The organism is Spirosoma sp. SC4-14 (assembly GCF_037201965.1).
Taxonomy (GTDB): Bacteria; Bacteroidota; Bacteroidia; order Cytophagales; family Spirosomataceae; genus Spirosoma.
This window is the reverse complement of record NZ_CP147518.1, coordinates 4,335,039-4,361,693: the sequence shown is the minus strand read 5'-3', so window position 1 is coordinate 4,361,693 and position 26,655 is coordinate 4,335,039. Positions and strand designations below refer to the sequence as shown.

The following is a 26,655-nucleotide window of genomic DNA, read 5'->3' as shown; positions in this document are numbered from 1 at the left end:
TCATGGTACTTTTGCATCAGAACAAAAACCATGGCATCGCTATTGGCAAAAGGTTTATAATGAAAACAACGTTACAATTAACGATTGACGACACCCGATTGCGGTGGCTATTGCTTGTTTCTCTGTTTCTACAAATCATTTTCTGTATAACACAGGTCGGATTTCTTCATCCTGATCAGCACTTTCAATTAATTGAATTTTCGTCCTGGCAGTTGGGCGAGCCATCGGGCGCTACCAGTGTCTGGGAGTTAAAGAGCCATATACGTCCAACCTTACAGGTATATTTATTTTCTGGATTCATAAAACTTTGCCGATTAGTTGCTATTAATGATGCCTACACACAATTAATAATCCTGCGCCTTATTTTTGGATTAATAGGTTTTGTTGTATTTAATGCAATTGGTCTTTATTATTTTAAATTTAATAGAAAGTTATTATTTTGGGTATTACTACTCCTCAACTTATCCTGGCCGTTGCCATATATACGTACTCTTTTTAGTTCAGAATTGGCGTCATCAATTACATTCTTTGGGGCCATTTTAGTGTATGAATTAAAAAAAGAAAAAACGTTCTACATTTTAGCGACTGGATTTCTGTTTAGTCTGGCTTTTTATTTTCGGTTTCAAATTGCCTTTGGGATTGTTGGTTTTGGAGTCTGGCTACTGTTTGTGGAAAAAAGTTACATTCGTTTACTTCCACTGGCAATTGGTTTTTTGGCTGGAGTGGGGCTTAATGTATTTTTAGACGATCAGTTCTATCACCAGTTCGTTTTTACACCCTACGATTACTACCGGGTAAACATCACTGAAGGGAAAGCTGCCGAGTTTGGCACAGCTAGTTTTTGGTGGTATATTCTGATGCTGATGCTGGTTGTAGGTGCCCCACCGCTTAGTATTGTTTTATTTTATTATAGTCTGAAAGGTAGTATAAAGAACTACCGGCAGCCGATTGTTTGGGCTGTGTTGTTTTTTGTGGTAGGCCACAGTCTGGTAGCCCATAAAGAAGAACGGTTTATGTTCCCGATTCTGACAATAATGCCCGTTATTGCCGGTTGGGGCTTACAGTCTTTTATTGATTATTATCAGCGCGCAGGAAAAGGAATACGTAGATTGTTGAATAGCGTTATTTATTTTAGTATAGGGCTAAATGTGCTGGTTCTTGCCTTATTCCTTATTTTAAACCCTTACTATCAGGCCATTGAATTTACCCGGAAACTGGTCAATAAATTTAGCAACTCGACACCTACGATTTATTGCCTGTCCCGCTCTCCGTTTGAAACGGAAAGTGGCCTGCCACTAACGTTTTATCGTAGAAGTGCGTCTAATATAAAACTCGTTAAATTTCATGAAGCTGATTCGGCTCGTTTTTTAAATAATGCCTGGCTGGTAACAACATTCAACGACGCCAAAAAAGACTTGCCGCTGCTGGATAGTTTAGGCTTTAAGCCACAACTATATTCATCCGAAATTTTGTGGAATGTCAATACATTTTTACTGTCGAAAGATGCCAATACAATCAACGAAATTTGGGTGCTGTATAGGAGGGAATGATTGAATTGTTGAATTACCTTATCATTCCTATACCCGCGTCAATTTTACGGGTGGCGTATAGCTGGCGTTCCACTGGCACACATACAGGTTTTCGTCCTCGTCGACACATACGTCGTGGCCATGCTGAAAAACCGGAACTTCTGCCTGTAAGGTAGATTGTAGAACGCCGTTTTTATAGACGGGAGCTTCTCCACCCGGACACGAAACGACCTTGTTCTCTGCGTCCAGAATCGTGACAAAGCCTGAATTGGCATTCCGGTTGCCTGCTTTATCTTTCGACCAGCAAACCCCTGCATAAACAGACTGACCGGCAATAACCGGCCGACACACATACATACCCGGCAGATCGATGCGCCGGAGGAATTTTCCATCCAGCGTAAACACTTTAAAACAGTTTTCTTCACGTGATGTGCAGAGCAGGGTTGGGTTGTTCCTGTCGCGGTAGTCAATGGCGACACCGTGGGCATTCTGGAGGTTGTGTTCGGGATTACTGTTATGGTGCCCGCCGAAATGCCGGATGTATTCGCCCTTGCTGTTGTACTGAATGATGTAGTCCGAACCGTAACCATCGGCCACATAAATATCGTCGTTCGGCCCAATGGCGGTTTCGGTTGGCATAAAAGGCTCATTGTCTTTGTAAATCCCAATCGTGCGCGGATGACCAATCGTGAACAGAATTCGCCCATTCAGATCGGTTTTTACGATCTGGCCAGCCTGTTTGTTCCAACGGCCCATGCGGTCCTGATACCAGCCGCAGTCGACAATAAACAGAACATCGTCACCGCCTTCATGGGCGAGCGTAAGGCCATGTCCACCCGGATAGGCCGTTCCCCAGCTATCGAGCAGTTTGCCTGATTTGTCAAATATCAGGATGTTATTGCGGGTATTATCGCCCAGCATAATCAGCCGCCCCCGGCTATCCTTTACCATTTCATGACAGTTGAACAGGGGCGTGGTGTTCACACTGATTTTAGCCCAGTTTTTATCGACCTTATACCGGTAGCCGTTGTGGCCAATGATCGGGTCATCAGCAGCCGTAGGGATGGGTTTTGTGCCTGATGCAAGTAGATCGGACGTACTGATTCCCAGGGTCGAAGCCAGTGCCGTATGTTTAATAAATTGTCTCCGAGTCGTCATGATGGAGGGGTTGCGCTCTGGTTTTACGATTAGGCTGTTTAAATCTTTTTTCACCGCAGAGTGCGCAAAAATTACGCTAATATGCCTTTCACTACTTTACCGTGAACGTCGGTCAGACGGAATCGCCGACCCTGATATTTGTAGGTCAGTTGTTCGTGATCGACACCCAGCAGATGCAGTAATGTAGCCTGAAAATCATGCACATGCACCGGATCTTTCACAATATTATAGCTGAAATCGTCTGTTTGCCCATATGTAAAGCCCGGCTTTATGCCTGCTCCAGCCATCCACATCGTAAAACAGCGCGGATGGTGATCGCGGCCGTAGTCGTTTTTGGCCAGTTTCCCCTGCGAATACACCGTTCGCCCGAATTCGCCACCCCAAATCACGAGCGTATCTTCCAGCAGTCCACGCCGTTTCAGGTCGATGAGTAGGGCTGCCGTTGCCTGGTCGGTTTGCTGGCATTGCTTGGTGATACTTTTGGGCAATGAGCCATGATGGTCCCATCCCTGGTGGTACAACTGCACAAACCGAACGTCTTTTTCCAGTAGTTTTCGGGCCAGCAGGCAGTTGGCCGCAAAACTTCCCTTGTCCCGGCTGCCGGGTCCGTAGAGGTCGAAGACTTCGTCGGGTTCTGTGCTGGTGTCCATCACCTCAGGAACAGACGTCTGCATTCGAAAGGCCATTTCATACTGCGTAATCCGGGCATTCACCTCGGGGTCGCCCCAGCTTTCGTTTTGTAGTTTATTGAGCTGATTGAGGTAGCTCAGCATTTGCTCCCGGTCGGCTCCGTCGTAGCCTTCGGGGTTGTTGAGAAACAAAACCGGATCGTTGCCCGACCGAAACTGAACACCCTGGTATTCCGATGGCAGAAATCCGTTCCCCCAAAGGCGGGCATAGAGCGGCTGATCTTTGGCCGCATTTTTCGAAACCAGCACAATAAAGGCGGGCAGATTCTGATTTTCGGACCCTAACCCATAACTAACCCACGAACCGATAGACGGCCGACCCGGAAGCTGATGGCCCGTCTGGAAAAATGTAATAGCCGGATCGTGGTTGATCTGCTCCGTAAAAACCGATTTGACAAGGCAAAGCTCATCGACCACCTGAGCGGTGTAGGGGAGCAATTCACTGACCCAGGTGCGGGTTTTTCCGTATTGTTTAAACGAATAGGCCGATGGGGCAATGGGCAGTGATGCCTGATTAGCGCTCATACCCGTCAGGCGTTGGCCTTTCCGAACCGAATCGGGCAGGGAAGTGCCGAGCATCGACATGAGTTTGGGCTTATAGTCGAACGTTTCGAACTGTGACGGACCACCGGCCATGAACAGATAAACGATTCGTTTGGCTTTAGGAATCATCGGTGCTGCGCCTAAGGCCGTATTCCCGAAAAGTCCGCCCAACGCCATAGCGCCCAGGCCCGAAGCCGTTCGAAGTAGAAAATCCCGGCGGTCGAGCCGCTGATTCAGTTCCCGGAGGTCGGGGAGCGGTAGCCGGAATGCTTCGTCGTGATGATGGTTCATGGCATTAGCGTTTGGTTAGGGTTGCATCCGAATTGAGAATTGTACTGGCAACAACGGCGTTGGCCGCAACCTGCGCCGGGTCGAGCGTGGCATTTGGCTTGTGCAGACCACTTTTGAGCCAGCCGGTGGCTTTGGCGGGCGTTGCCCTGAATTTTTCCAGTTCTGTTTGTTGCAGCTTTAGCAGGAGCGCCAGCTCACGGTCGGCAGGGGAACGTCCCGTGAGTTGGCGATAAGCGCGACTGATAGCCTGCGATGGGTCGGTTTCCTGAGTCATCTGTTCGCCGAGCACACGCGCGGCTTCCAGAAAGGTAGGGTCGTTGAGGGTTACCAGTGCCTGCAAGGGCGTGTTGGTGCGTTGTCGGCGCACAACACAACTGCTGCGGGAAGGCGCATCGAAGGTGGCCAATGTTGGATTGGGTACCGATCGTTTCACGACCACATATAGGCTACGGCGGTAAATGGCATCCGTTGAGTCGGGTTTATAGGTCATGCTGTTGATTTCCCACAATCCTTCGGGCTGGTAGGGTTTCACGCTCTTGCCACCGATTGCCGGATTTAGCAGCCCACTGGCCGCCAGTGCATTGTCGCGGAGCATTTCGGCCGTAAGGCGGGTTGCCGGACCATGGGCTAACAATCTGTTTTCAGGGTCGTGCTCGCGCAGTTCGGCGGTCGAGTGCGAATCCTGCTGGTAAGTGGCCGACATCACCATGAGCTTTGCCAACCGTTTTACGTCCCAGTTATACTCATCCCGGAACGTAACCGCCAGCCAGTCGAGCAGTTCGGGATGGCTGGGTAGTTCGCCCTGATTGCCGAAGTCTTCAGTTGTTTTGACAAGCCCGGTTCCAAAGAAATTCTGCCAGTAGCGGTTCACGGCTACACGGGCCGTTAGCGGATTACTGGTATCGGTTAACCATTGCGCCAGCCCGAGCCGGTTTTTGGGAAGGTTCGTTGGGTAAGGTAAAATGGAAGCGGGCGTATTGGGGAAAACCTCAGGCCCACGGGCGTCGTATTGCCCGCGTTGTAGCAGAAAGGCTTTTTTAGGCGTAGGCATCTCCTGCATTACCATGATTTCGGCAATGTTGCGGGTCGAGTCGCTAAAGGCCGTGCGGAGTTTCTGTAAGGTTTGCCGTTCTGCCGTCACCGCTGGATCAACCGCCGACAGGTAGTAAGCCTGTAAAAGGGCTTTTTCATCGGCGGTCAGCTTGGCTGGTGCTTTTTGTGCAACCGTTGCCCAACTGTTTTTGCGCGCCAGAACACTAATCTCGAAGGGCGTTAACTGACGATTATAGACAACCACATCGTCGACTTTGCCGCCTTTAAAACCCAGTCCGCGCCACCAGCCACCGATTTGCAGGGCAGGTTCGCTTTTTTTGTCATAAAAGATAATGTCCTTATATAACTGGTCGATCACCGTTTCCATCGGTAGTTCGTTCCCATCCAGATACAACTGAAAGCCATCGGCTTTGGCCGACCCATCGTAGCTCATCGTCAGTTGCACCCATTTTTCGCGCGGAACGGGCAATCGGCTCTGGCGGGTTATGGCATTGGACGGAGCTGTATGTGCCATGCTGATTTCCAGTCGATTATTTTTGAGGGAAAGCTGGTAGCCTTTGAAATTGTAGAGCCGCTCGGCGTTGCTCTTATGGAAAATAACGCCCTCGGAAAGATCTTTCGGAAACCAGGCCCATATGCCGATGGAAAATGGGTCTGCCATCCGAAAAACGCCAACATCCCGTAAATCGGCATACGAATCGCCATTGAGCGTTAAGACCTGCCCCCGCGTCGTTTTCTCGAATACAGGTTTGTCGGGATCACCCGCATCGCGTTTCATCAGGCCGGTTTGTTTTGGATTCAGGCTATTTCTGAGCGAATCTTCAAACGTGTACAAACCCTGCAAACCCGATTGCGGAATCGTTTCATGCCCTAAGGTGCGATAGGTGCCCGACGTCAGCCATTGAGTAAACGATGGGGTCGCCTGCTGACGAACGTTGGCAAGTTTGGCTTCCTGCTCCGAAATGGCCGATCGCATGAACTGAATCAGTTCTTCCTCTTTCTGCGTCGGCAGCAGGAGCGTTGGTGTGGGTAAATCGTCGTTCCAGGAAATTTGCCCGGCCTCGCGCACATTGTTGAAAAAGCTGTAGAGTTCGTAGTAATTTTTCTGCGAGATCGGATCGTACTTATGATCGTGGCAACGGGCGCACCCCAGCGACAGGCCTAAAAATGCATCACCCAGCGTATTGGTCCGATCCATCACGTATTCGGTCTGGAATTCTTCTTCCACAATGCCCCCTTCCATATTCTGCGGATGATTTCGATTAAACGCTGTCGCAATCAGCATATCGCGCGTGGGTGGGCCACCCGCAGGTCCGTGCATCAGATCGCCCGCCAGTTGCTGATGAATGAAGGTGTTATAGGGCATATTCTGGTTGAATGCCCGAATCACCCAATCGCGGTAGGGCGACATATCCCGCAGGCGGTCGACTGTATAGCCGTGCGAATCGGCAAACCGGGCCAGATCGAGCCAGTCGATAGCCATTTTTTCGCCAAAATGCGGTGACGCCAGCAGCCGGTCGACCTGTTTTTCGTAGGCATTCGGACTCGTATCGTTCAAAAAGGCATCGAGTTCCGAAACAGTAGGCGGTAAGCCCGTCAGGTCGAGCGATAACCGGCGTAGCAGTAGGTCTTTAGCGGCCTGGGGAGCTGGTTTCAAGCCAGCGCGTTCAAGCCGACTGATAATAAACTTGTCGATGGGGTTACGAATTGAGCCTGCCAGCGTCTGACTAACGGCCGGAATGGGTTTCTTTTCGGGCTTCACAAAGGCCCAGTGCGGTTTATAAACGGCCCCATCTTTTATCCATTTCACCAACACCGCTTTGTCGTCGGCCGATAGCGTCAGGTGCGACTGAGGTGTTGGCATTTTGTAGGTCGGGTCTGCCGACAAAATGCGGAGAACCAGTTCACTTTTGGCCAGATTGCCGGGTTTGATGGCCACTTTACCGGGGCTTTCGGGCAGAGGGCCATAGGCGTTCTGCGCCAGATCGAGCCGCAGGCCCGCCTTCTGTTTGGCCTTGTCGGGTCCGTGGCAGGCAAAGCACTTGTCGGACAGAATGGGTTTCACGTGCTGGTTATAGTCCAGTTCGGCGGGTAGCTTCTGGTAGGCAGCCGCCACGTCGGCGGGCAACTTAACGCCATCGGCGGGCGGTGGAGCCGGGAGCCAGACCGGAGCACTGGTGAGCAGGAGCAGAAAAAACCGTAGCATACCGTTAGTCGTTGACGTTACAGGGTTTTGTTTGTATCGGGGTGGGTCAATTGCAGATTACCCGCTTCGATTTTCAGCGTTGGTTTCGCCTTGTGGAGCCGGTCGATGCCGGTTGGTGTGGTTTTGGTTTGCCATAGATATACCACTTTTAATCGGGGCGACCTGGCCAGTTTTTCCAGGCCCGCATCTGTCACCGACGTGCCGTAGAGGTTGAGCTGTTCCAGATTTGGCAACTGGCTCAGGTAGGCCAGCGCCGTATCGGTAATGCGCGTGTTTTCCAGATTGAGCCGCGTCAGGTTCGGATAGGTCATAAACCGTTTGATGTCGGCATCGGCAACCGGCTGATTGGTCAGACGAAGGTGAACCAGTTGCTGACGAACACCGTCCAGATCTGTTAGCATATCGGGCCGAATGGTTTTCACGTTGACGAAGTTGGCCGTCAGGTAAGGCGTGTCTTCGCGAAGAGGACCCAGCGCGATCTGTTGCTGCTTCAGTTTGTTGACAAGGGCGGCATCGGGGGCCGCTACCGGTTTGGCCAGTATCGATGTTTCGACACCTGGCTCGTTGTTATAGGGAGGGGCATTAACCGTATCGGCTAATGCAGGAACCGCCAGCTCAGGAACCGGCAAACTGGCAACCGTTGCCAGTGGCGTTTCCTGAGCTGGAATTACTTCCATTTCTTCCCGAAACGAAGCCCCTGATTTGATCCAGTGATGAAGAATGGCTATCTCCTGATTGGTCAGCGGACGTTTTCCCTTGGGCGGCATATGCTGGTCATCGTCGTGGGGAAGCAGCAGGTAGCTGAACAGTTTACTTTTTTGGGGATTACCGGCTACCAGCACAGCCCCGTTTTTGCCGCCCTGTTTGATAAACGCTTCCGTATCGAGCCGTAGCCCGCCTTTTTTCTTGCGGGCAGAGTGGCACGAATAGCAGTTCGTTTTCAGAACCGGAACAACCTGATCGCGGTAGAAAAACGTCCGCCGAATGGTGGGCTGATTGCTTTGTGTGGTCGAATCGGTTCGTAAAGCTACTGGTTCAGCTTGAGCGAGTGTAGTCGTATCGGACGCAGAATCGGTATGGCGAGTAAAGGAAAGATAATCTTCGCCGTGGGTGAGGTTGCCGCCATAGTGACCGGCCACGGTGAGCAGGCAAACCGTGGCAATAGCCAGCGGCCAGCGATAGCGCTTCAACAGAACCGTAAGCGTACTGATGCCAGCCGTTGCGAGGCCTGTCCATTGATGGAGTTGTACCAGCTTCGCATCGTATTCGCCCGATTGGGCCAGTAGCCAGCCCGCTCCACAGGCCAGCAATGCCGACACCGCTCCCAGCAACCAGGCAATAGAAACGGCGGCATCGAGATCGACCGATTTCAGACGGCCAATGAGCATCAACGCCATCGCAAAAAGCAGTATACCGATGGGCAAATGGACAAGCAGCGGATGGAAATGGCCGATGTACTCAGTAAAAGTCATTCGGTTCGGGTAAGGCGTTAGGCTGATTCAAAGGAGGAATAGTACAAAAGTAGTTAGTGCTAATTGGTAGAACAATGAAGGAAGTAGTGCTAATTTTGTACAAATCCGACCTGGTTACGTGATTTGATGACAAAAGCTATCCTTGTTGAGCGTAGTATGTACTACGTTCGGGCGTGTATCGGTATCTGACCGAAGTACTGAGCAGGTTTTACGCCGGTCGGAGACCGGAAAACGCCCGAGCATAGTCTGAGACTATGCTCAACGGTTAAAACAAACACCTCCTAACCCTATGACCGATCCGTTTTACAAACTCAACCTATTACACCTCGGCCACATCCGCGTCGGTAACGAGTGGCGGTTCGATAGTGTAATCAGTCCGTTTTCGCGTTTGTATCTGGTCATGAACGGTAGTGCCTGGGTGTATCATCACCAGAAAAAATACGAGCTGAAACCAGGCTATCTTTATCTGATTCCGAGTTTTTCGCTCAGTCGGTATCAGTGCGACACGGTGATGGAACAGTACTATCTTTCGTTTCTCGAAGAACCGGGAAGTTCTATTTTTGAGCAGGCGTCTTTCTGTTATGAAACACCCGCGCTGGCGAATGACGAGCAATTGTTCAGCCGATTGCTTACCCTTCATCCGAACCGGTCGCTTCCAAACATCGACCCGAAGGCATACGACAATCGGGCTGATCTTCTCAGTTTCAATCAGCCGGTTGTGCTCCAGCCCGACAGCCGGGGTACCGAAACGCAGGGTATTCTGCTGCAACTACTGAGTCGGTTTATCCGACCGGCCGATGAGATGGGTAATCCATTGCCGCCTGGAGCCAAACAGTTTAATCAGGTGCTGGCCTATATTCACACGCATTTGCATGAAAAACTATCGGTGGAGCAGCTCGCGACCCTGCAACGCTTAAACGTCGATTATTTCTCCCGGCAGTTTCAGGCCGTATTGGGGAGCCGCCCCATCGACTACATCATTAACAAACGCATGGAACAGGCCCAGTTGCTGTTAGCCACGTCGTCGTTTTCTTTGCAGGAAATAGCCGAGCAGGTTGGCATTGCCGACATCTACTACTTCTCGCGACTTTTCAAACGCCGGTTCGGTATGCCGCCCGGCCGCTACCGCAAGCTCATCTGGAACGTGTGAGTCGCCCACCGAAAGTAAAAATCAACCGACTCCGCCTTCCCCTGACAGTTGGTTGTATCGTAAACTCCACCCTTCCTTCGTGAAAACACTTTTTTTCGTTCTGCTTACCGTAACGCTGGCCAGTGCACAGACCCTAACGTGGCAACCCGTTCAGCCGGGTATCTGGAAGGCTACGGTTGGCAAACCCGAAGCCTATAACCTGCTGACAGCCAGTGGTGCAATGCCAAACATAGTCGCACTGACGAAGCTGGGGCAAACCACGTTCCCGCTGCCCAAACTGGCTATTTCGGCTCGGGTGATCGACGGGAAAACGTACCTGCGCTTTCCGCTGAATCGTACAGAACAGCTTTACGGTTTCGGGCTTAATTTTCAGACGGTTCACCAGCGCGGCCGAATCCTGAACCTGCACGTCGATCATTACGGCGGTACCGACAATGGGCGTACCCATGCGCCAACGCCGTTTTATGTCTCGTCGGATGGCTATGGGGTTTTTATTAATTCGGCCCGGTATATGACCGTGTATGCCGGTACAGCCGTTCGCAAAGATAGCCCCGACCCGCCCGTGTCGCAGGATCGGAATACCGACAAATCCTGGACGAGCCGCCCCTATTCCGATGCCGTCGAAATCCTTGTTCCGGCGGCTGGAGTAGAGATCTATGTGTTTGGCGGACCGAAGCCGCTCGATGTGGTTCGGCGCTACAATCTGTTCAATGGGGGCGGGTGTTTGCCGCCACGCTGGGGACTGGGTTTTCAGCAGCGGGTTCCTAAACTCTATACGGCCGGAGAGGTGCAGGCCGAAGCCGATGCCTTTGAGCACAAAGGCTTTCCGCTCGATGTAGTCGGGCTGGAACCCGGCTGGCAAAGTAAGTCGTATCCCTGCACGTTTGAGTGGGACAAAACCCGCTTTCCCGATCCGAAAGGCTTTTTGACCACGATGCTCAACAAAGGCGTTCGGGCGAATCTGTGGCTCAATCCTTATGTGTCGCCATCGGCCTCGATCTTCAGCGCCATCAGCCCGTTTACGGCGTCGCATACCGTCTGGACGGGGCAGGTGCCCGACCTGACGCTCCCGCAGGCGCAACGGATTTTCTTTGGTCAACTGGCCAAAGATGGCGTAGTGCCGGGTGTAAGTGGCTACAAAATTGATGAGGTCGACGGTTACGATTGGTGGCTCTGGCCCGATGTGGCGACCTTTCCATCGGGGCACGCAGCCGAACAAATGCGGCAAACTTACGGGCTGTTGATGCAGCAGCACAGTCTGGCGCTCTACAAACAGCAAAACCGCCGAACCTTTGGACTAATCCGGGCTTCGAACGGGGGAGGCTCGTCGTTTCCCTACGTGATCTACAACGATTACTACAAACACCAGGATTTTATTACGGCGCTGATCAACAGCAGCTTCGCGGGTGTGTTGTGGACACCCGAAGTGCGCTCGTCGGACAGCAGCGAAGAATGGATACGCCGGTTCCAGACAGTTGTTTTTTCGCCACTAGCCATGATCAATGCCTGGGATAGTGGGGCCAAACCGTGGTCGTTTGCCGATGTGAGTCAGGAGGTGCAGGAACTGGCACTGTTGCGGATGCGAATGATGCCCTACTGGTACAGTGAGTTTGCCAACTACCATTTTGACGGAACGCCCCCCTTCCGGGCCATGAACCTGGAAGAGGGCTTTCGGGCCGACGTAAAACACGAACTGCTGACGACGAGCCTGGAGAAAAACCCGTATGCCGAAGCCGTTCGGCAGGAGATAAAAGACCAGTATATGGCGGGTGAGTATCTGCTGGTGGCTCCGTTGTTTGCGGGCCAGAAAAGCCGCACCGTAACCCTGCCAACGGGCAACTGGTACGATTTTTACACGGGCGAACTCGTTGGCAATGGCCAGCAGATTACCGTTACGCCGGGCCTCGACCGGATTCCGGTATTTGTGAAAGACGGCGGCCTTATTCCGCTCATGCCCGCCCGACTCCATGCGCCCAAACCCGGCGAGGTTGTCCCCATCGAGATTCGGTACTACGGCAGCAAACCCGGCACCTACCGACTCTATGACGACGACGGCGAAACCTTCAACTATGAAAAAGGCCAGTACAGTTTCCGTACCATTCGCGTAAGCAAACAACCTAATGGCCGCATCAGTGGCACCATTTCGCCCCCCGAACCGGGCAAACCCAATACCATTGGCACCGTTACGTTCATGCAGATGACGAAATGAAGGGGGGCAAGGATCAGTAGGGGATGTGCTCATATGGATAAAAAAGTGAATTGTTCCACTGTAAAACCTTCCTTAAAACACCCTACTGACATATAGCTGTCAGTGGGGGCGGTTTACTTTACGTTGTCAAAACAAACGTAAAGTGCCATGAATTTTGTCTCAGTTCGAATCATTACCGAAGCCATCAAACCCCTCGTTGCGTTCTATGAGCAGGTCACGGGTTTGCCTGTAATTCAGTATACCGACGATTTTGCGGAGGTGCAGACGCCTTCGGGTACGGTAGCGATTGGCAGCACCCGCACGCTCCAACTGTTCGGCGGAGAGCATATTGCCAAAGCCGCCCATAACCAGTCGGCCATTATCGAATTTCGCGTGGCCGACGTCGATGCCGACTACCAGCGGCTGGCCGAGATGCTGGGCGATAGCGTGGTGCAGAAACCCACTACCATGCCCTGGGGCAATCGGTCGCTGCTGTTCCGCGATCCAGACGGTAATCTGGTTAATTTCTTCACACCAGTTAGTGCGGAAGCTCTGGCGAAGTTTGATCAGCAGGGCTAAATTTCGATAATCGAAACATCTTACCCTTGTTTACAGTACCGTATCTAGCGGTCCCGATGGGCGGCTGGATACGGTACTACGTTTTTTAGCTGTAAACGAGAAACAATAAACGCATGACGAAGCTGATTGCCATCGAAGAGCATTTCCTGACCCCATCTATTCGGGCTGCGTGGGCGGCATCCGCAATCGGGCAGGAGGGAACCGATCGTTTAGACCGGGGTGAGATTGAAAAACTTCTCGACGACCTCGGCCCGCATCGGCTGGCGCTTATGGGCGAAAGCGGTGTGGATGTGCAGGTGCTGTCGGTAACGACACCCGCTCTGCACAATCTCGAACCGGAGCAAAGCGTGACGCTGGCTCAGCAGACGAACGACTTTATAGCCGCAACCATTGCAAAGCACCCCACCCGCTTTCAGGGATTTGCCACACTGCCAACGGCGTCGCCGGAACACGTTGCGCCCGAACTGGAACGAAGTGTCCGGCAGCTCGGGTTAGTTGGGGCCATGCTCTGCGGTCGTACACGCGACAAGAATCTGGATCATCCCGATTTCCGGCCTATGTTCAAAACCGCCGAAGCGCTGGGCGTGCCTTTGTTTATTCATCCGCAAATTCCACAGCGTGCCGTGAGGGATGTCTACTACTCGGGATTTAATGATATTGTCGATACGGCCTTTGCAACGTTTGGGTTGGGATGGCACTACGAGGCTGGTATTCAATTCGTGCGCCTGCTGCTTGCCGGTGTGTTCGACGAATGTCCGAATCTGCAACTTATTCTGGGTCACTGGGGCGAGGTGATTCTTTTTTTTCTGGAACGGATGAATTCTCTGGGGCATATCGCAAAGCTACAAAGGCCCATTGCCGAGTATGTCCGGCAGAATCTATACGTAACGCCAAGTGGTATGTGGCATCAATCGTATTTGCAGCGCACCGTTGAGCTGGTTGGCTCCGAGCGGATTCTGTTCTCCACCGATTACCCCTACCAGTATAGGCCGGGTGGACAGGCGCGTTTGTTTCTGGAAGAAGCAACGCTTTCGGCAGCACAAAAGGAGTTGTTTGCGCATGGCAACTGGGAGCGGCTCACTGGGAGCAATTAGTGATTGAGTGAATGGAGCCTACGATCGATAGTTGGATAAGCGTTCCTGTTGTACTCAGGCTACTGCGTGCTACGGCATTGAGCTTATATCTTTTTTGATGGACAATTCGTCATTGAGCGTTAGGTTGCCATTGCGGGAAAATTTATAAAAAGCCTGTCCACAGCTCATCGCCTGCGCTTTAGTGCCAGTAGCTATAGCAGTCTGATAGGCTTTATATAAGGCTTTTCCCCGCTTTTGGCGTTTGCCTGCCAGGTGAATACTGAGCCAGAGGGAGCCTATCACGAGTCCCATGCATAGAATTGTTTCCATATTCTGAATGACCTCTTGCGTTGTAGAAAAAAACGGTACAGTTAGGCAGGTTATGGGAAGAGCCAATTCCATTAGTGTATAGACTCGGCCAGTATAAAACCGGTTAATTGCCGTGTGGTGGTTGTGGCGTCGACCTCAGCGGAATCGGTTGCAGCTTAACCGTCCTCAGCTCTGGACGATAGCAGTCCTGAAACATGAACTCTGCCACAAATTGACTCGCATGGTTTATTTCGTCAACCAGCGGATTTCTCCCTAAAGGATGACGTACCATCATCGTTCTAATTACCCACTCTACTAGCTTTTTCATGTGTTATTTGGGGTTGTTGGTCTAAATGGCTAAAAACTATAATGTTGGTCCGTGCCAGAGATTAGTTACCTGAATAAAACGTCTCTGCTCTTTCCTGCTTTCTTCACTCACTAAATACACATCGATAGGCTGGCTAAAATCGGGTAGCGCATAGGGATATGGTTGAAAGACCGGTTGGTTGACGATTACATAGGATTTTGTGATTGGACCGGCTGTTCGTTCAATAAGCAATATGGTTTGCCCTTTTCTAAACCCTGTCAGCGAGTTGGTCTGGATATCGGCCAGCAGGTGATGAAAGGTTTTGCAATCGGCATCATCATAGACATAAAAGCGGATATTGAATAGCATGATTATGTGTTTTTAGAAACTATCGGTTCCGGGAAGGAGATAAGCGATTGGATGCGTTAAGCAAAATAAGTTCTGGTACGGAACCGGGTAATACACTTTTGGACAAAGTTGCAGGGGGCAGCAGTGTGAGTGCCGACTAAACCACCCGTATAAAAAAATCAAACTACGGCTAAGCCCTGGATATAGTATTCTTTACGTTCTCCGGCCTTGCGTATATAGACCTTCAGGTCTTTACCATGCCAGGTAAATGGGTCGCATCCGTTTATCGTCAGACTGCCTTTAGCCAAAGAAATCTCGGGGCCACCCCGAACTACATTCATAATATTAATCAGTACGCGTGGCCTCATAATTTGACCTTGTATGCTAAAAAGCGTGGCAAAATTGATTCGCATAAGAATAGTTACATTGTATGCCCGTAATTGCTCTAGCTGAAGAATGCAAACAATAACGGGACTGATTTGCTTATGATGCGATGAGGTATTCTCCGGCCTCAATATAGGCTCGCATGAGGTGCCGATAGAAGTAGATGCGATCCTTCCCGATGTAAAAGGCCAATTCTCGCGGGTGCACACAATTGAAAAAAACACCATTGGCAAAATACCCTACGCCAACACCATACACATGATTAAAGTTGGGGTAAATGATCGTTAACCCAGAATCTGCCTGCCCGACCGTAATAACAAAGGCCGACAAACACATTCCATCAAGTAAACTCGTAATGTCTCGCGACTCATTTTCCGTACTTACCTCGTCGGTAAATGAGATCCGTTTCCCGGCTAGGTCGGACTGCCTGACCAAGTCGCTCACCGACCGAATTAATTCAATCCATTGAGCCTGGCTTTGATGGGTGAAAGGAGTAGATTGACGGAATATTTTGGACCGAAAGAGATAGGCAATATGAGAAAGTCGATCCAGAAGTTGGGGCTTGCTCCAGACGGTGTCAGGATAGTTAATCATCATGGACAGGCATTTAATTGCCTTTTAGCAAGCTTACAGCCGGGCTGTTAACCTAGTAACATACCCCGAGCCTAAATAGTTATCTATTGGCAAGATAAATCTGAGAATATCTGCACGTTACGTTGTTGGCAGCCGACTGGAAGCCTTGAAATCGTTCTGGGCCATTCTCAAACTATAGCTATAGCCTCTCATTCGCTTGCCTTTGCGGTTGATCCATCTAAAATTTAAGGCGATTTTACGTAACGCTTCGGCCGACTCAGGCCAATAATCAGAGACGGCAGAAGCAACCTTAACTATTCCTTCGTTTTGATAAATGGCCGGAATCATTAAGGTGTCCTGCTGTAGAGGCAAAAGTTGAATTAATGCCGTTGCTGGTGCCATAACTACTTTTGATAGGTCTTTTGAAAATAAAGGCTCTTGCTTGTATTGGGCTCGGCTTTAGCTGCTAAACCTGGCTCGACCCTGGCCTGACCGAGCTCAATAAATATGGTCTTTGGGGCTTCTGGTTCAGAAGAACCCTGTCCGGAAAGCCCAACACGGCTTCAATAAAAGAAAAGGGCGGGAGTCAGTGTAGTACCCGTCTACTTTTTATTGTTCGGAAGCTGGCCATGCGCTGTCCTTTGGTTGATTTGGTTTGTTTGGCTGGCTTGCTGAAGAAGATGCTGACCGACAACAGGAGGACAAAGCCTAATGGAATAAACATCCAAACGGCAACATCTATCATATCCACTAAAAACAATAAAACGGATATAATCGCCCATAGCAGTGAGCTGGCTATTAGTTGAATACGGGCATACGCCAGGGTTTCAAGCAACATAAAAGGAGAGGGATATACTATGGGTGAGATTCCACTACCGTTTACTCGTATGGGTAACCGATACTAGCCTGGCATAATCCAGATTGAAAGCGCATCTGGTTATAGTTTAAAGGAAGCCCAATACCGACCACGACAAGCCAGAACTCCTCCTTCGGTGACGTACCAAAAAACGATTTTCTGAAAAGGAATACTGAACCGGTGCAGGAACGCATCCAGTCGCCATTCACTAATAAACGAACCATCGACATCGACTGTCATTCTGGAATCAGCCAGGTTTACGGCCTGCAGTCGCGAATTGTATGTGGAGAGCTCTTCTGTTAATGCCTCTAGTTCCAGATCTGTCATAAGTAGCCCGAATGAAAATGTAATCGGTAGCGTAGAGGAGTGCTCCCTTTAAAAACATTGACTACTCTGACTTAACCAGACAACGATAAGTAGGAACCATTGGTTCTGAATAGGGGCTGCCTGGCTCAACAATTGGCAATAACTCCGTATGGAAGGTTTGCCGGGCCTATTTTCCTGAACTTTATTATTGCCCGCTGGTTCCAGTGTGAGTCAAACATCTGGTCTATATAGTGGTTACTGACAATCGCCCCCCGATTGTGGAAGCTGGTTGTTTTGTTGAGCCACTAAACGCTCCTGCAACATTCTTAGTTTCGCTCTGGCGGTAGGGGCACTGATTCCAGTGCGCAAATGAGTAAGCTGACTGGCAATGAAGCCCGGCAGATCATAGATAAGTTCATGAGCGCTCAGTCGCAATGGAGATTTGGGCAGCACTAAACCGGCAAAATAATCAACCAGATCCTGATCTTCCGTGCTCATCATAATGGTAACTGGATTTGGAACGTTGACGGTTCTCTATCAGTATGTGCAGTTTATAACGACGGTGGTTTTGGGGATAACCTACGCGTAGGTGTTTGGTGAATAACCAACGGTTGCTCTCAATAGGAAGAAATCTCGCCGTTTGCCCGTATTGTTAATTCATCCTCGAAAGTAATAACCACCATACTTGTATCCCGAGATCCCGGATGGTTCTGTAGGAATCGTTGCATAGCCGTTTCCTTACTGGTATTTAAATAGGCCTTTCGAAACGGCTTGGGCGAGACAGATCCATAACCTGTGACAATAACAAGCGTGTTCATGTTTATAATAAATCGGGTGGTTAATTAGGCATGGACGTCGAGTGTAAACGAACCGTATGCTGACGTTTTTTATTTTTTTTCCTTTCTGGCCTTCGGTAAAAGATCCAGAGGCATTATCCCTGGGGTTTCGCGTAGATATTTGGGGATACTTGGTTGCCCAGCTACCTTACCTGGCTTAGTCGTCACTTTTTTGCTACCCTTTTTCGCTTTTCCCTGATTAAACATAGTCTTGTTTTTAGAATACAACACAATTCGAGATAAAACGCTTTAATTATTTTTCGGTAAAACCGATACGCTCGATTCAGGGGTGTAGATCAGCCGGTTTTTTTTAGTGGGAAGCCGCGTATTTACTGCGCTACGCCAGGTTTTCAGCTTCTCGTGCAGTTTCTTTAATCAGGTTTATTGGTGAACGATTCGTTGTTCGTTAATGTCGGTAGCCAGGTTATAAAGTTCCAGCCCTCGGTCGTCCGCGAACCACTCGATCGGCTTTCAGTTGCCAACGCGTACCGCCGAACCAGAGATCTCTGCCTGCCTGGGCGCCCCTCCGAAGTTGATGAGCCCCAACCATCGTCCCTGAAAACGACGATGGTTACCTGCGTTTGTTTTCTTTCAGCGAAGCCAGTGCCTTTAAAATAGTGACGAATGATTAGTGTTCCCGATAGTAGGGAAATCGTCAATCTGGCGTTAATCTCCCAAATTGACGGTTTATCAGGACTTGTTGTGTACTCGTAAAAGACGCCTGGTCAGATACCTGCGTACGGGTTCATCATATCGTTTCAGGCATAGATAGGCCAATGCGACAGAACCAATAACAAGCGCTATAGCGCCGGGCAACGATTGTTCGAAGGTGAGGTTTTCATTTTTTACCCAGGCATAATATAAATAAATGAATGGGTAATGGACCATATACAGCGGATAGGAAATGTCGCCCAGAAAGTTGCAGACTCGGGTAGTTAATTTACCCATTAGTTTGCCGCAAGCACCAAGATAAACCACTAAGGGAAAGACAATAACAACGCAGATTGTGTCATATACACCGTTCATCCATACATAGTCACTGCCGCCGATTCGGGGAATGGCCGATACGCAAACAATAGCCAGGCTACCGATCCAGAAAGCCCCTTTTACAGGGGCCGGTTTAAATATACGGGATAGAAGCAGACCTGCCGAAAACGAGAACAACAGACGCAACGAACCACCGACTATGTTTTCGTCGGTCAGCGCAAAGCCAACGCATATATCGCCGAGCGGCCCCCAGATGGCAAAAGTGGCCAGTCCGCAACCGGCAAGAAAAACGAAGGCAGAAAGTGCTCTGGTTGGCAGTTTACGGATAAAGAACGCATAGAGGATATTACCGATATACTCAAAAAATAGAGACCAGCTCGGGCCATTGAGCGGAAACATTTCGCCAACGCCCCGAATTTCGAAACCGGGTGTCGCCGGAATTAAACAGGCATTTATAACCGTGGCTATCAATAGCATAGGGGGCGGGACTTTTGAGACGTCCCAGGCAGCGCAGCCTTGAAAATAGAATAGACCAGCTCCGATAAGTGCTCCGATCACAACCATCGGATGCAGGCGGATAAATCGACGTTTGATAAATTCGCCTGCCGTCATCGTTTTCCACCGATCATCGTAGGCATAGCCGACAACAAACCCGGACAGAATAAAGAAGAAATCAACGGCCAGATAGCCGTGGTTGATTCGTTGATCTATATGACTGGTGGCAAAGGCTTCGAACAAGTGAAAACACACAACGGTTATGGCCGCTACACCCCGCAGCCCGTCAAGGATAGGGTAATGCGGTTTGGTATCCGTAAAGGCAGCAGAGGGTTCATTTTTTGCCATTGATCCGTAGTTTGCTAGTAGCGCCCAGTTGAATAGGCAGCCTTTGGATGCTACAAAAAAACGCCCAAAACAAGCTGTTTTGGGCGTTTTTGATTTCTGGTGCACTCGTAGGGATTCGAACCCCAAACCTCCTGATCCGTAGTCAGGGTATTATGGTAATATTCGCTATAGGTTGATTTAGTATTATGCTTCATAATCAGCTATTTAACGAAAATGGGGCCGTATTGGTTTAGTTTTGATCCTTGTTTATTTCGGGTTTTTGTATGCAAATTTGTATGCAAATGTTTTGACCTCCTGATTTTGGCGCCGTAGCCTAGTCCGTTGGTCGTATCAAACCCAGCCTATGAGTGCAATCGTAAGTTTATACCTGGATACCCGCCGTCAGAAAAAGGATGGTACTTTTCCCGTCAAACTGCGCGTAACCTTCCAGCGCAAACAACAATATTACCCGACCAGCATTACACTAACCGAATCCCAATGGGAAAAGGTCGGCAAACCCAAACCGCGCGAGGATTTTATTCGGGATACCAAGCGACTGCTGGAGACCTTCAGCGGACGGGCCGAAAAGATTATACGGGATATGCCGCTGTTTAGTTTTGAGGAGTTTGAGAAACGGTATGCTGGCTCCAGCGAAGCGCCTTCGGATAATGTCGTGGTTGGCTTTGAGAGCTACATCGGGCAGTTGAAGCAGGAGAGGAGGGTAAAAACGGCCGAGAGCTATCAGTGTGCTGCCAATGCCATAAACAGGTATCACCAGCGTAAAACGCCATTGACTTACCGGGATATTGATCCCCAGTGGTTAAAAGGCTTTGAGCAGTGGATGATTGGTAATGGCAATTCCATTACAACGGTAGGCATTTACCTGCGCTCATTGCGAACGATCTATAACCAAGCTGTGGAGGATGGTATTGTTGATCGGGATAGCTACCCGTTTACCAAACGACGGTACCAACTGCCAACCGGGCGCAATGTAAAGAAAGCGCTAACCCTTGCTGATATAGAAAAGATTTTTCATTACCCGGCTAAGCCAGGGACTGCGGAAGAGAAAGCGCGGGATCTGTGGCTATTCTCCTATCTCTGCAACGGGATGAATCCCAAGGATATGGCCCGGCTCACGTATCAACAGGTGGGGGCAAAGCAGATTCGATTTATCAGGGCGAAAACCGAACGGACTAAACGGGATGTCAAGGCTATTAACGTAATCATAACTGAAGATATCAGACGCATTATTGATAAATGGGGCCAAAAGCCGGTAGCTCCACAGCGCTACGTCTTTGATGTGCTTGAGCCGGGTATGAGTGCCGATCGGGAAATGGCTGTCATTCGTCAGTTTGTGAAAACGATCAATAAATACATCCGTCGTATTGCCAGTACGCTGGGGATCGACAAGGATGTGACCACGTACACGGCTCGGCACTCCTTCAGTACGGTTCTCAAGCGTTCGGGAGCCCCCATCGAATTTATTAGCGAAAGTTTAGGGCATCAGGATATCCGAACAACCGAAAGCTACCTGGACAGCTTCGAGGATGAGGTAAAATTGCAGTATGCTAATGCACTTACCTCTTTCCGATCGTCAAAAGAGCACGATTAATATGCTATTGTCTTTAAGTGCGTTACTCGATTTATTAGATACGGAAAATTGTTCATAAGGCGTACTAAATAAAATAATTTGCAATTTGTTACAAACTGTGCGTTTTTTCTGCAAGAATCTTTATTACTTGCATGCAGAAACGCGCAATTTGGAACACATGAACGCAACACAAACAATTTTCACGAGTTTTACCCCCCAACAGTTAAGTGATTTTTTCCGGGACATTGTCCGTTCTGAACTGGATAGTTACGGACAGCGGCTCCCCCGTCGTACTACGTTGCCTGATTATCCAACCAAACGTCAGGCACGTGAATTTCTTGGAGTATCCAACACGACCCTTAACAACTGGGCGAAAGCAAGCCCACAGCAGCCCGCCCGGCTGGTCCCATTAAAAATTGGCGGTCGACTCCGCTATCGCCGGGAAGATGTACTGGCCGCCTTGCAGGAATACCGCCAATCAACGTCCGATCAGGAAGTGACTTATCTGGATCAGTAATTAGCCGTTACCATTAATGGGATGAATAGAAGAACGATTTCTTCAATCGGTAATGCCATCATTCATTCCGCCTACATCTACTTATTTTTAAACGAGTTGGCCAATGCACAACCCTTTTCAGGAGATTGCCGAACGGCTGAATAGTATTGAATCAATACTAGCCGATTTACAGAAAGTAGCCACCTCTGCCACTACCCCTATTGAGCCTGAACTTCTTGATGTAGCCCAGGCCGCCAGTTTTTTGCGGCTCACGACGCAGACGGTTTATGATAAAGTTCATGCCCGGACATTACCTCATGTCAAACAAGGCAACCGAATTTACTTTTTTAAAGACGAATTAATTGGTTGGCTTAAGGCAGGACGGCAGCAGACAGTCGAACAACAGACAGACCAGGCACGCGAAGTTATAGCGGCTAGTGTAGCCAGGCGCCAGCGAAAAGGAGGGCGCTCAAGCTCATGAGTAACCCCTTCATCTGCCTGGTCGTTTGTGAAAAATTCAGGAAACGACCATCCTTCACCAACGTTTATACAGATCGTACGTATTATCAGAAAGGAGGTGAACAGAAATGAGCCAATTTCCGAACACCTCCACCAAAGAACAAGGTAAAGATACTGATTTTAAGGACTCCCTGTACCATGCCGTTGTTGAAGAAATGGAGTCTACGGCCGGTGAGCCGCTGGCGGTGGGCGATGAGCATAAGCCAGGCCGTAAACGGAGCCCAGGGAAGGACGATTTACTCGCCGACATGCTCAGCCGGGAGGAGCTGCTTAGTGATGCGGCCACCAAAGAAGTGGTATTTAGCCCTCCACTGATAAAGCGGGCAGAGATGGGAATTATAGGGCGGGGAACGATCAATGTAATTCAGGGGGCTTATGGCTCCCATAAATCAAGGCTGGCTGAACTGATGAGTTCCCTGATGCTAAGTACGCCGATGGCTAACCCAACCGATTTTCTGGGGTTTGAACGGGCCCAACTGGAACGGTTCTGCGTTTGCTACATCGATACGGAACGGAATCAGGGCGAAGAACTTCCTTTTGCCATTCAGGGTATCAAGCGAAAGGCCGGATACGCCTTAACTGACAGACCGGCCGATTTTCGATTTACCTCCATTAAAGCGATTGCGCGCAAAGATCGCTTTGCGGCCATTGAAGCCTTTATTGAGCATGTTCGTAGCCAGACAGCCTTACACCTGTTTGTGCTTATCGATGTCGTTACAGATGCCATTGGTGATTTCAATGATGCCAAAGAGTCCATGGCCCTCTACGATTTTATCGGCAATCTGTGTGATCAGCATAACGCGACGTTTCTGCTGGTTATTCACCAGAATCCGGGCACCGATAAAGCTCGAGGCCATACCGGCACGGAAGCGGCCAATAAGGCCAGCAGTGTTCTACAAATTGGATTTGAAAAAGATGGCAACGGCAATGAGAGTGAATTAATCAAGCTGCGTTACCTGAAACTACGACGGGGCAAGCGGCCAGAGCCTATTTATTTACAATATAGTGACGCCTGTAACGGGCTGATAGTAGCTGGGGAAGAGTCCCTTGCGAATCATCTTATGCTCCGTAAGCAGAAAGCTGATATGGACGCGATGATTCAACGTCTGGAAAGCCTACTGTCAGAAGGGCCCGCCCCCAAGGGAGAGGTTGTCGAACAACTCATGAACGAGTTCACTGCCAGCAATCGAACGATACGGGACCGGTTGAAAAATATAGCGGAATTACTACCTGAAATGTACGACGACGAGGGCAGAGCCGTTCGCCTGGTGGGCTATAAACAGGGTAGGAACGATTACTACAGGCTTGAGCCCATTGGCCCGGCCGACGGTGGCAAACTCGCTGTTTAGACCCTTTGGCTTTTAGGACTCAAAATAGCTCATTTTTGATGGTGGCAATGGCAAAGCCCTATATAGGGCTTTGCCATTGCCACCGTCGAATTTGACGGTGGCAAAACGGTTTGCCACCGTGTTTTGCCACTTTGCCACCGTCGTCTGATGTATATTACTTTTTTGAATACGATACAATGGAAATGATAACGATTGACGATCTGGAGATAGACTATGGTCGGGCTATTCTCTGTGAGTTAACCGGGCAAGACCTGACCCGCAATCGGCAATCCGTTCGGCTGCTGGATCAGACCCGTCATAGTAGCGAGTACTTTTTTCGGAGTGATGAACAGGGCAAGCCCTACATTCAAAACTTTGCCGAGGGGAAACGGTATTACCCAATTACCGCGTACTGTCTGATTCATCAGGTCGATTATTCGACAGCTATCCATGAGCTTCGGCAGCAGTATGGCCTTTACGATCGTCACCGGTCGGTAGCTCACCCGCAGCGGCCAAAGCCTCAGAGGCAGTCGAAGCCTATATCGATCGCTATCGATGAATTACCGTTGTCTATTTACGAGCAAAGTCTGGCCCAACCGGAACGAAATGGTTTTTATCAGTATCTCAGCGGCTTCCTTGGAGAGGATAGAGCCAGCGAGTTGTTTGGCCGCTATCGGTTGGGTACCTCCCGTCGCTGGCTCTATGAAGGAATGTTAGCAACCTGCTTCCCCCAATTTGATAGCAAAGACAAATTACGCCAGATTAAAGTAATCCCCTTTCATCCACTCACGGGCCGCCGGGCCAAAGCCGATCAGGATGCTCGGCTATGGAACCAGCGACGTAAACGATATGAAGTCGACACGGGTGAGAAGGTATGGTTTGCGGGCAAAGCGCTGGCAGGCGATCATAAATTGAACCTACAGCAGTGTTACTTCGGAGAGCATTTGCTGGCAATGTACCCTCAGAAAACGGTCGCCCTGGTCGAAGGGGAATCCACGGCGGTTGTTTGTTCGGCGATTTGGTCGGATTACGTTTGGCTCGCAACGGGTGGTAGTACTGGCGGTCGATGGTATGATCCGGAGCGGTTCGCTGTATTTCAAAATCGGAAAGTTGTTCTATGGCCGGATTCGGAAAAGTTTGCCGATTGGAGCCAGAAAGCAAAGGCACTATACGGGATAGCGTCAAGTCTGGTTATAAGCCGATACGTTGAGGATAATGCGCCGGCTGGGGTAGGTAATGTTGATTTACGGGATCTGTTGACTTGGCCACGCTATACCCCACGTGAAGGCAAGCCTATTTTCGGGGAGGTACTACCCGTCAAAGGCAACAGCACAGTCTACCCTGCCTATGAGGCCCGGATCTTAAATCTTACTCGGTGAACGTGTACAAAAACTATCTTATGAAAATGGATTGTCAACTCCAGCAACTTCTTGATCTGGAGATTCCTTTTGCTGTCCTGTTGTCGAATTCCTACCTGGGCAGTGATACGTTTCTGATTGCGCTGGCCAGCGACTGCCAGCAGTACGGTTTAGCCTGGGAGGAATCGTACTCACAGCCTTTATTAAAGGAAAGTACGCTCACGCCGACCGATGGAGTTCTCTTTACCGAGCTACGCCGGGCGGGCTTGCTGCGGCCGCTACCGCTGGGCAGGGATGGTATGGCCTATGAGCTAAGCCGTTTACCCTTTCGAACCTACTATCAACGCGCGGTTGATGAGCAGGCCTTGCGTATTGCCTATGAATTGTAGCCGACGTGCCTTCCCCGAGTGGTAAGCCGGATATTATTGTCCCCCGTCTTTAGCGGCAGCAGCAGCGGCTTAGGGTAGCTCAACAGGTAGTCAGCTAGAGCCGCCAGAAACGACCCTATCCAAAGGAAGCAGCAGCGGCTCATAGCCCCCTGAAAAATGGGTTTCTGCGTAATGGCTATTCTAATATAAAGAAACTATCATATTGCTGGATGTGAGATGGTTATGCCGATTTTGTAAAAAAGTTTCTTTAGCGTGTTAGGTTTGCCTTTAAAAATCGTATTGGTTCCATGGCCCGGCAGAAAACGACAATTCCATCCTTCGACGATCGGTTGAGTATTGACCTCCAGGGGCTCAAAGAGGAGGGCTATTTCAGCGGCCGCAGTCGTGGGCGGCTCCTGAGCAACCAGCGCTATTGTCCGGTTCGGGTGGTAGAGCTACACATCACCTTTGATGAGGAATCTACCGGGGAGGCCACCCGTGGCTGGTTGCGGTTGGGCTATGATCATTTTGGCGGTCGTATCGATCAGGTGATTCCACTGCTTCGGCAGGCGAGTAATTTAGGGCGGGGCGGTGGGATCTGGTATGCCCTGTGTCCGATCACGGGTCGTCGGTGCCGACGGCTGTATCTGGGCAGTCGTTACTTTGTTTCGCGCTGGGGCATTGCGGGTGCGCTTTACCGGAGCCAGCAGGTGAGTAAGGAGGATCGGGCGTTTCGGGCCGTAATGCGTCGGTTGCAGGAGTTAGAACGCTTAGAGGTGCTCACCCGTCAGTGGCTCTTTGAGCCGCATAGCAAGCGGAGTTACGGAGGCAAGCTCACCCGGCCGATGCAGCGGTATTTGAAGTTAAAAGCGGCCGCTGAAACCAATTGGCAGAAGCCGTAGCCGCTACTGCCGCCTAGGGCCTAGTAGGGAGTGGACAGGGCTGCTATTCTCATAATTGAGTTAGAATTTACCGATTGATTCCGCAGTGTTAGGAGATGTAGACTTGCTACATTTGACTAGAGACTTTTTTGGGTAGACTTGGGGAGGAGGATAAACTTCAACTTATTTATAAAGGAAAATGCCTGCGAGTTTCCCATGATCCGCCGTTGCGGTTGGTTTATCATATGTATTTTTGAGACACAGGCAGCAGCTTGGTTAGCGATCTTTGAGTATATAGAGAGTTTGTACAACCACAGGCCGCCCTACGCCGACGGAAACATTCGGTATTGAATTACCGGACACCTAGTCAACAGGAATCTTATTTTTTCACTGCCGCAATGGCCGCCTGAAAAAATCTCCACTATACTGTTGCAAGTCCAGAAAAAAGAGATGCT

Annotated in this window: 25 protein-coding genes; 12 read left to right on the top strand and 13 right to left on the bottom strand. The window is 50.0% G+C overall.

Going from position 1 to position 26,655, the window contains the following annotated elements; genetic code table 11:
• Positions 1-2 precede the first annotated feature (2 nt).
• Positions 3-1,550, top strand: coding sequence for a hypothetical protein (locus WBJ53_RS17860; protein WP_338868566.1), 1,548 nt, complete (start codon positions 3-5; stop codon positions 1,548-1,550).
• Positions 1,551-1,577: 27 nt separating this feature from the next.
• On the opposite strand, the gene WBJ53_RS17855 is transcribed toward WBJ53_RS17860, so the two are convergent.
• The 4 genes from WBJ53_RS17855 to WBJ53_RS17840 all read right to left on the bottom strand — a co-directional run bounded on the left by WBJ53_RS17855 (position 1,578) and on the right by WBJ53_RS17840 (position 8,941).
• A complete protein-coding gene (locus WBJ53_RS17855) occupies positions 1,578-2,687 on the bottom strand; it encodes a 6-bladed beta-propeller (RefSeq protein ID WP_338868564.1) in 1,110 nt (369 codons plus the stop codon).
• Positions 2,688-2,758: 71 nt separating this feature from the next.
• On the bottom strand, positions 2,759-4,210 hold the full coding sequence (locus WBJ53_RS17850; protein ID WP_338868562.1) for a DUF1501 domain-containing protein: 1,452 nt from the start codon (positions 4,208-4,210) through the stop codon (positions 2,759-2,761).
• A 4-nt stretch (positions 4,211-4,214) separates the two neighbouring features.
• Positions 4,215-7,469 carry a DUF1553 domain-containing protein gene (locus WBJ53_RS17845; protein ID WP_338868560.1) on the bottom strand — a complete coding sequence of 1,085 codons (3,255 nt, stop codon included), beginning with the start codon at positions 7,467-7,469 and terminating at the stop codon, positions 4,215-4,217.
• A 17-nt stretch (positions 7,470-7,486) separates the two neighbouring features.
• Positions 7,487-8,941 (bottom strand): c-type cytochrome domain-containing protein, encoded by a 1,455-nt coding sequence (locus WBJ53_RS17840; RefSeq protein WP_338868558.1) that lies wholly within the window; start codon positions 8,939-8,941, stop codon positions 7,487-7,489.
• A gap of 289 nt (positions 8,942-9,230) precedes the next feature.
• On the opposite strand from WBJ53_RS17840, the gene WBJ53_RS17835 reads away from it, so the two are divergent.
• The 4 genes from WBJ53_RS17835 (at position 9,231) to WBJ53_RS17820 (ending at position 13,952) form a co-directional block, all read left to right on the top strand.
• On the top strand, positions 9,231-10,091 hold the full coding sequence (locus WBJ53_RS17835) for an AraC family transcriptional regulator (RefSeq protein WP_338868555.1): 861 nt from the start codon (positions 9,231-9,233) through the stop codon (positions 10,089-10,091).
• Between the two features lie 79 nt (positions 10,092-10,170).
• Positions 10,171-12,300 carry a TIM-barrel domain-containing protein gene (locus WBJ53_RS17830; protein ID WP_338868553.1) on the top strand — a complete coding sequence of 710 codons (2,130 nt, stop codon included), beginning with the start codon at positions 10,171-10,173 and terminating at the stop codon, positions 12,298-12,300.
• A 147-nt stretch (positions 12,301-12,447) separates the two neighbouring features.
• The gene (locus tag WBJ53_RS17825; RefSeq protein ID WP_338868551.1) at positions 12,448-12,858 is read left to right on the top strand and encodes a VOC family protein; all 411 of its coding nucleotides are present in this window, start codon (positions 12,448-12,450) and stop codon (positions 12,856-12,858) included.
• Between the two features lie 113 nt (positions 12,859-12,971).
• Positions 12,972-13,952: an amidohydrolase family protein gene (locus tag WBJ53_RS17820; protein ID WP_338868549.1), complete on the top strand. Its 981-nt coding sequence runs from the start codon at positions 12,972-12,974 to the stop codon at positions 13,950-13,952.
• 69 nt (positions 13,953-14,021) lie between these two features.
• Here WBJ53_RS17820 and WBJ53_RS17815 read toward each other — a convergent pair whose 3' ends face one another.
• The 9 genes from WBJ53_RS17815 to WBJ53_RS17775 form a co-directional block, all read right to left on the bottom strand.
• On the bottom strand, positions 14,022-14,261 hold the full coding sequence (locus WBJ53_RS17815; protein WP_338868547.1) for a hypothetical protein: 240 nt from the start codon (positions 14,259-14,261) through the stop codon (positions 14,022-14,024).
• Positions 14,262-14,604: 343 nt separating this feature from the next.
• Positions 14,605-14,916 carry a hypothetical protein gene (locus tag WBJ53_RS17810; RefSeq protein ID WP_338868545.1) on the bottom strand — a complete coding sequence of 104 codons (312 nt, stop codon included), beginning with the start codon at positions 14,914-14,916 and terminating at the stop codon, positions 14,605-14,607.
• 158 nt (positions 14,917-15,074) lie between these two features.
• On the bottom strand, positions 15,075-15,263 hold the full coding sequence (locus WBJ53_RS17805) for a hypothetical protein (protein ID WP_338868543.1): 189 nt from the start codon (positions 15,261-15,263) through the stop codon (positions 15,075-15,077).
• A gap of 115 nt (positions 15,264-15,378) precedes the next feature.
• Positions 15,379-15,876, bottom strand: coding sequence for a hypothetical protein (locus WBJ53_RS17800; RefSeq protein WP_338868541.1), 498 nt, complete (start codon positions 15,874-15,876; stop codon positions 15,379-15,381).
• A gap of 114 nt (positions 15,877-15,990) precedes the next feature.
• On the bottom strand, positions 15,991-16,254 hold the full coding sequence (locus WBJ53_RS17795; protein WP_338868539.1) for a hypothetical protein: 264 nt from the start codon (positions 16,252-16,254) through the stop codon (positions 15,991-15,993).
• A gap of 184 nt (positions 16,255-16,438) precedes the next feature.
• Positions 16,439-16,690 (bottom strand): hypothetical protein, encoded by a 252-nt coding sequence (locus WBJ53_RS17790; protein ID WP_338868537.1) that lies wholly within the window; start codon positions 16,688-16,690, stop codon positions 16,439-16,441.
• Between the two features lie 99 nt (positions 16,691-16,789).
• Complete coding sequence (locus tag WBJ53_RS17785) at positions 16,790-17,035, bottom strand: hypothetical protein (protein ID WP_338868535.1); 246 nt, start codon at positions 17,033-17,035, stop codon at positions 16,790-16,792.
• A 234-nt stretch (positions 17,036-17,269) separates the two neighbouring features.
• Positions 17,270-17,515: a hypothetical protein gene (locus WBJ53_RS17780; protein ID WP_338868533.1), complete on the bottom strand. Its 246-nt coding sequence runs from the start codon at positions 17,513-17,515 to the stop codon at positions 17,270-17,272.
• A gap of 1,025 nt (positions 17,516-18,540) precedes the next feature.
• Positions 18,541-19,680, bottom strand: a complete 1,140-nt coding sequence (locus WBJ53_RS17775) for an acyltransferase (RefSeq protein ID WP_338868531.1) — start codon at positions 19,678-19,680, stop codon at positions 18,541-18,543.
• A 343-nt stretch (positions 19,681-20,023) separates the two neighbouring features.
• On the opposite strand from WBJ53_RS17775, the gene WBJ53_RS17770 reads away from it, so the two are divergent.
• The 7 genes from WBJ53_RS17770 (at position 20,024) to WBJ53_RS17740 (ending at position 26,221) form a co-directional block, all read left to right on the top strand.
• On the top strand, positions 20,024-21,271 hold the full coding sequence (locus WBJ53_RS17770) for a site-specific integrase (protein WP_338868529.1): 1,248 nt from the start codon (positions 20,024-20,026) through the stop codon (positions 21,269-21,271).
• Between the two features lie 157 nt (positions 21,272-21,428).
• Positions 21,429-21,767 (top strand): helix-turn-helix domain-containing protein, encoded by a 339-nt coding sequence (locus tag WBJ53_RS17765; protein WP_338868527.1) that lies wholly within the window; start codon positions 21,429-21,431, stop codon positions 21,765-21,767.
• Between the two features lie 103 nt (positions 21,768-21,870).
• Positions 21,871-22,227 (top strand): helix-turn-helix domain-containing protein, encoded by a 357-nt coding sequence (locus tag WBJ53_RS17760; RefSeq protein WP_338868525.1) that lies wholly within the window; start codon positions 21,871-21,873, stop codon positions 22,225-22,227.
• Between the two features lie 106 nt (positions 22,228-22,333).
• Complete coding sequence (locus tag WBJ53_RS17755) at positions 22,334-23,614, top strand: AAA family ATPase (protein WP_338868523.1); 1,281 nt, start codon at positions 22,334-22,336, stop codon at positions 23,612-23,614.
• A 182-nt stretch (positions 23,615-23,796) separates the two neighbouring features.
• A complete protein-coding gene (locus WBJ53_RS17750; protein WP_338868521.1) occupies positions 23,797-24,972 on the top strand; it encodes a DUF6371 domain-containing protein in 1,176 nt (391 codons plus the stop codon).
• A 26-nt stretch (positions 24,973-24,998) separates the two neighbouring features.
• A complete protein-coding gene (locus tag WBJ53_RS17745; RefSeq protein ID WP_338868520.1) occupies positions 24,999-25,340 on the top strand; it encodes a hypothetical protein in 342 nt (113 codons plus the stop codon).
• Between the two features lie 287 nt (positions 25,341-25,627).
• A complete protein-coding gene (locus WBJ53_RS17740) occupies positions 25,628-26,221 on the top strand; it encodes a hypothetical protein (protein ID WP_338868518.1) in 594 nt (197 codons plus the stop codon).
• The last annotated feature ends 434 nt before the right edge of the window (positions 26,222-26,655 follow it).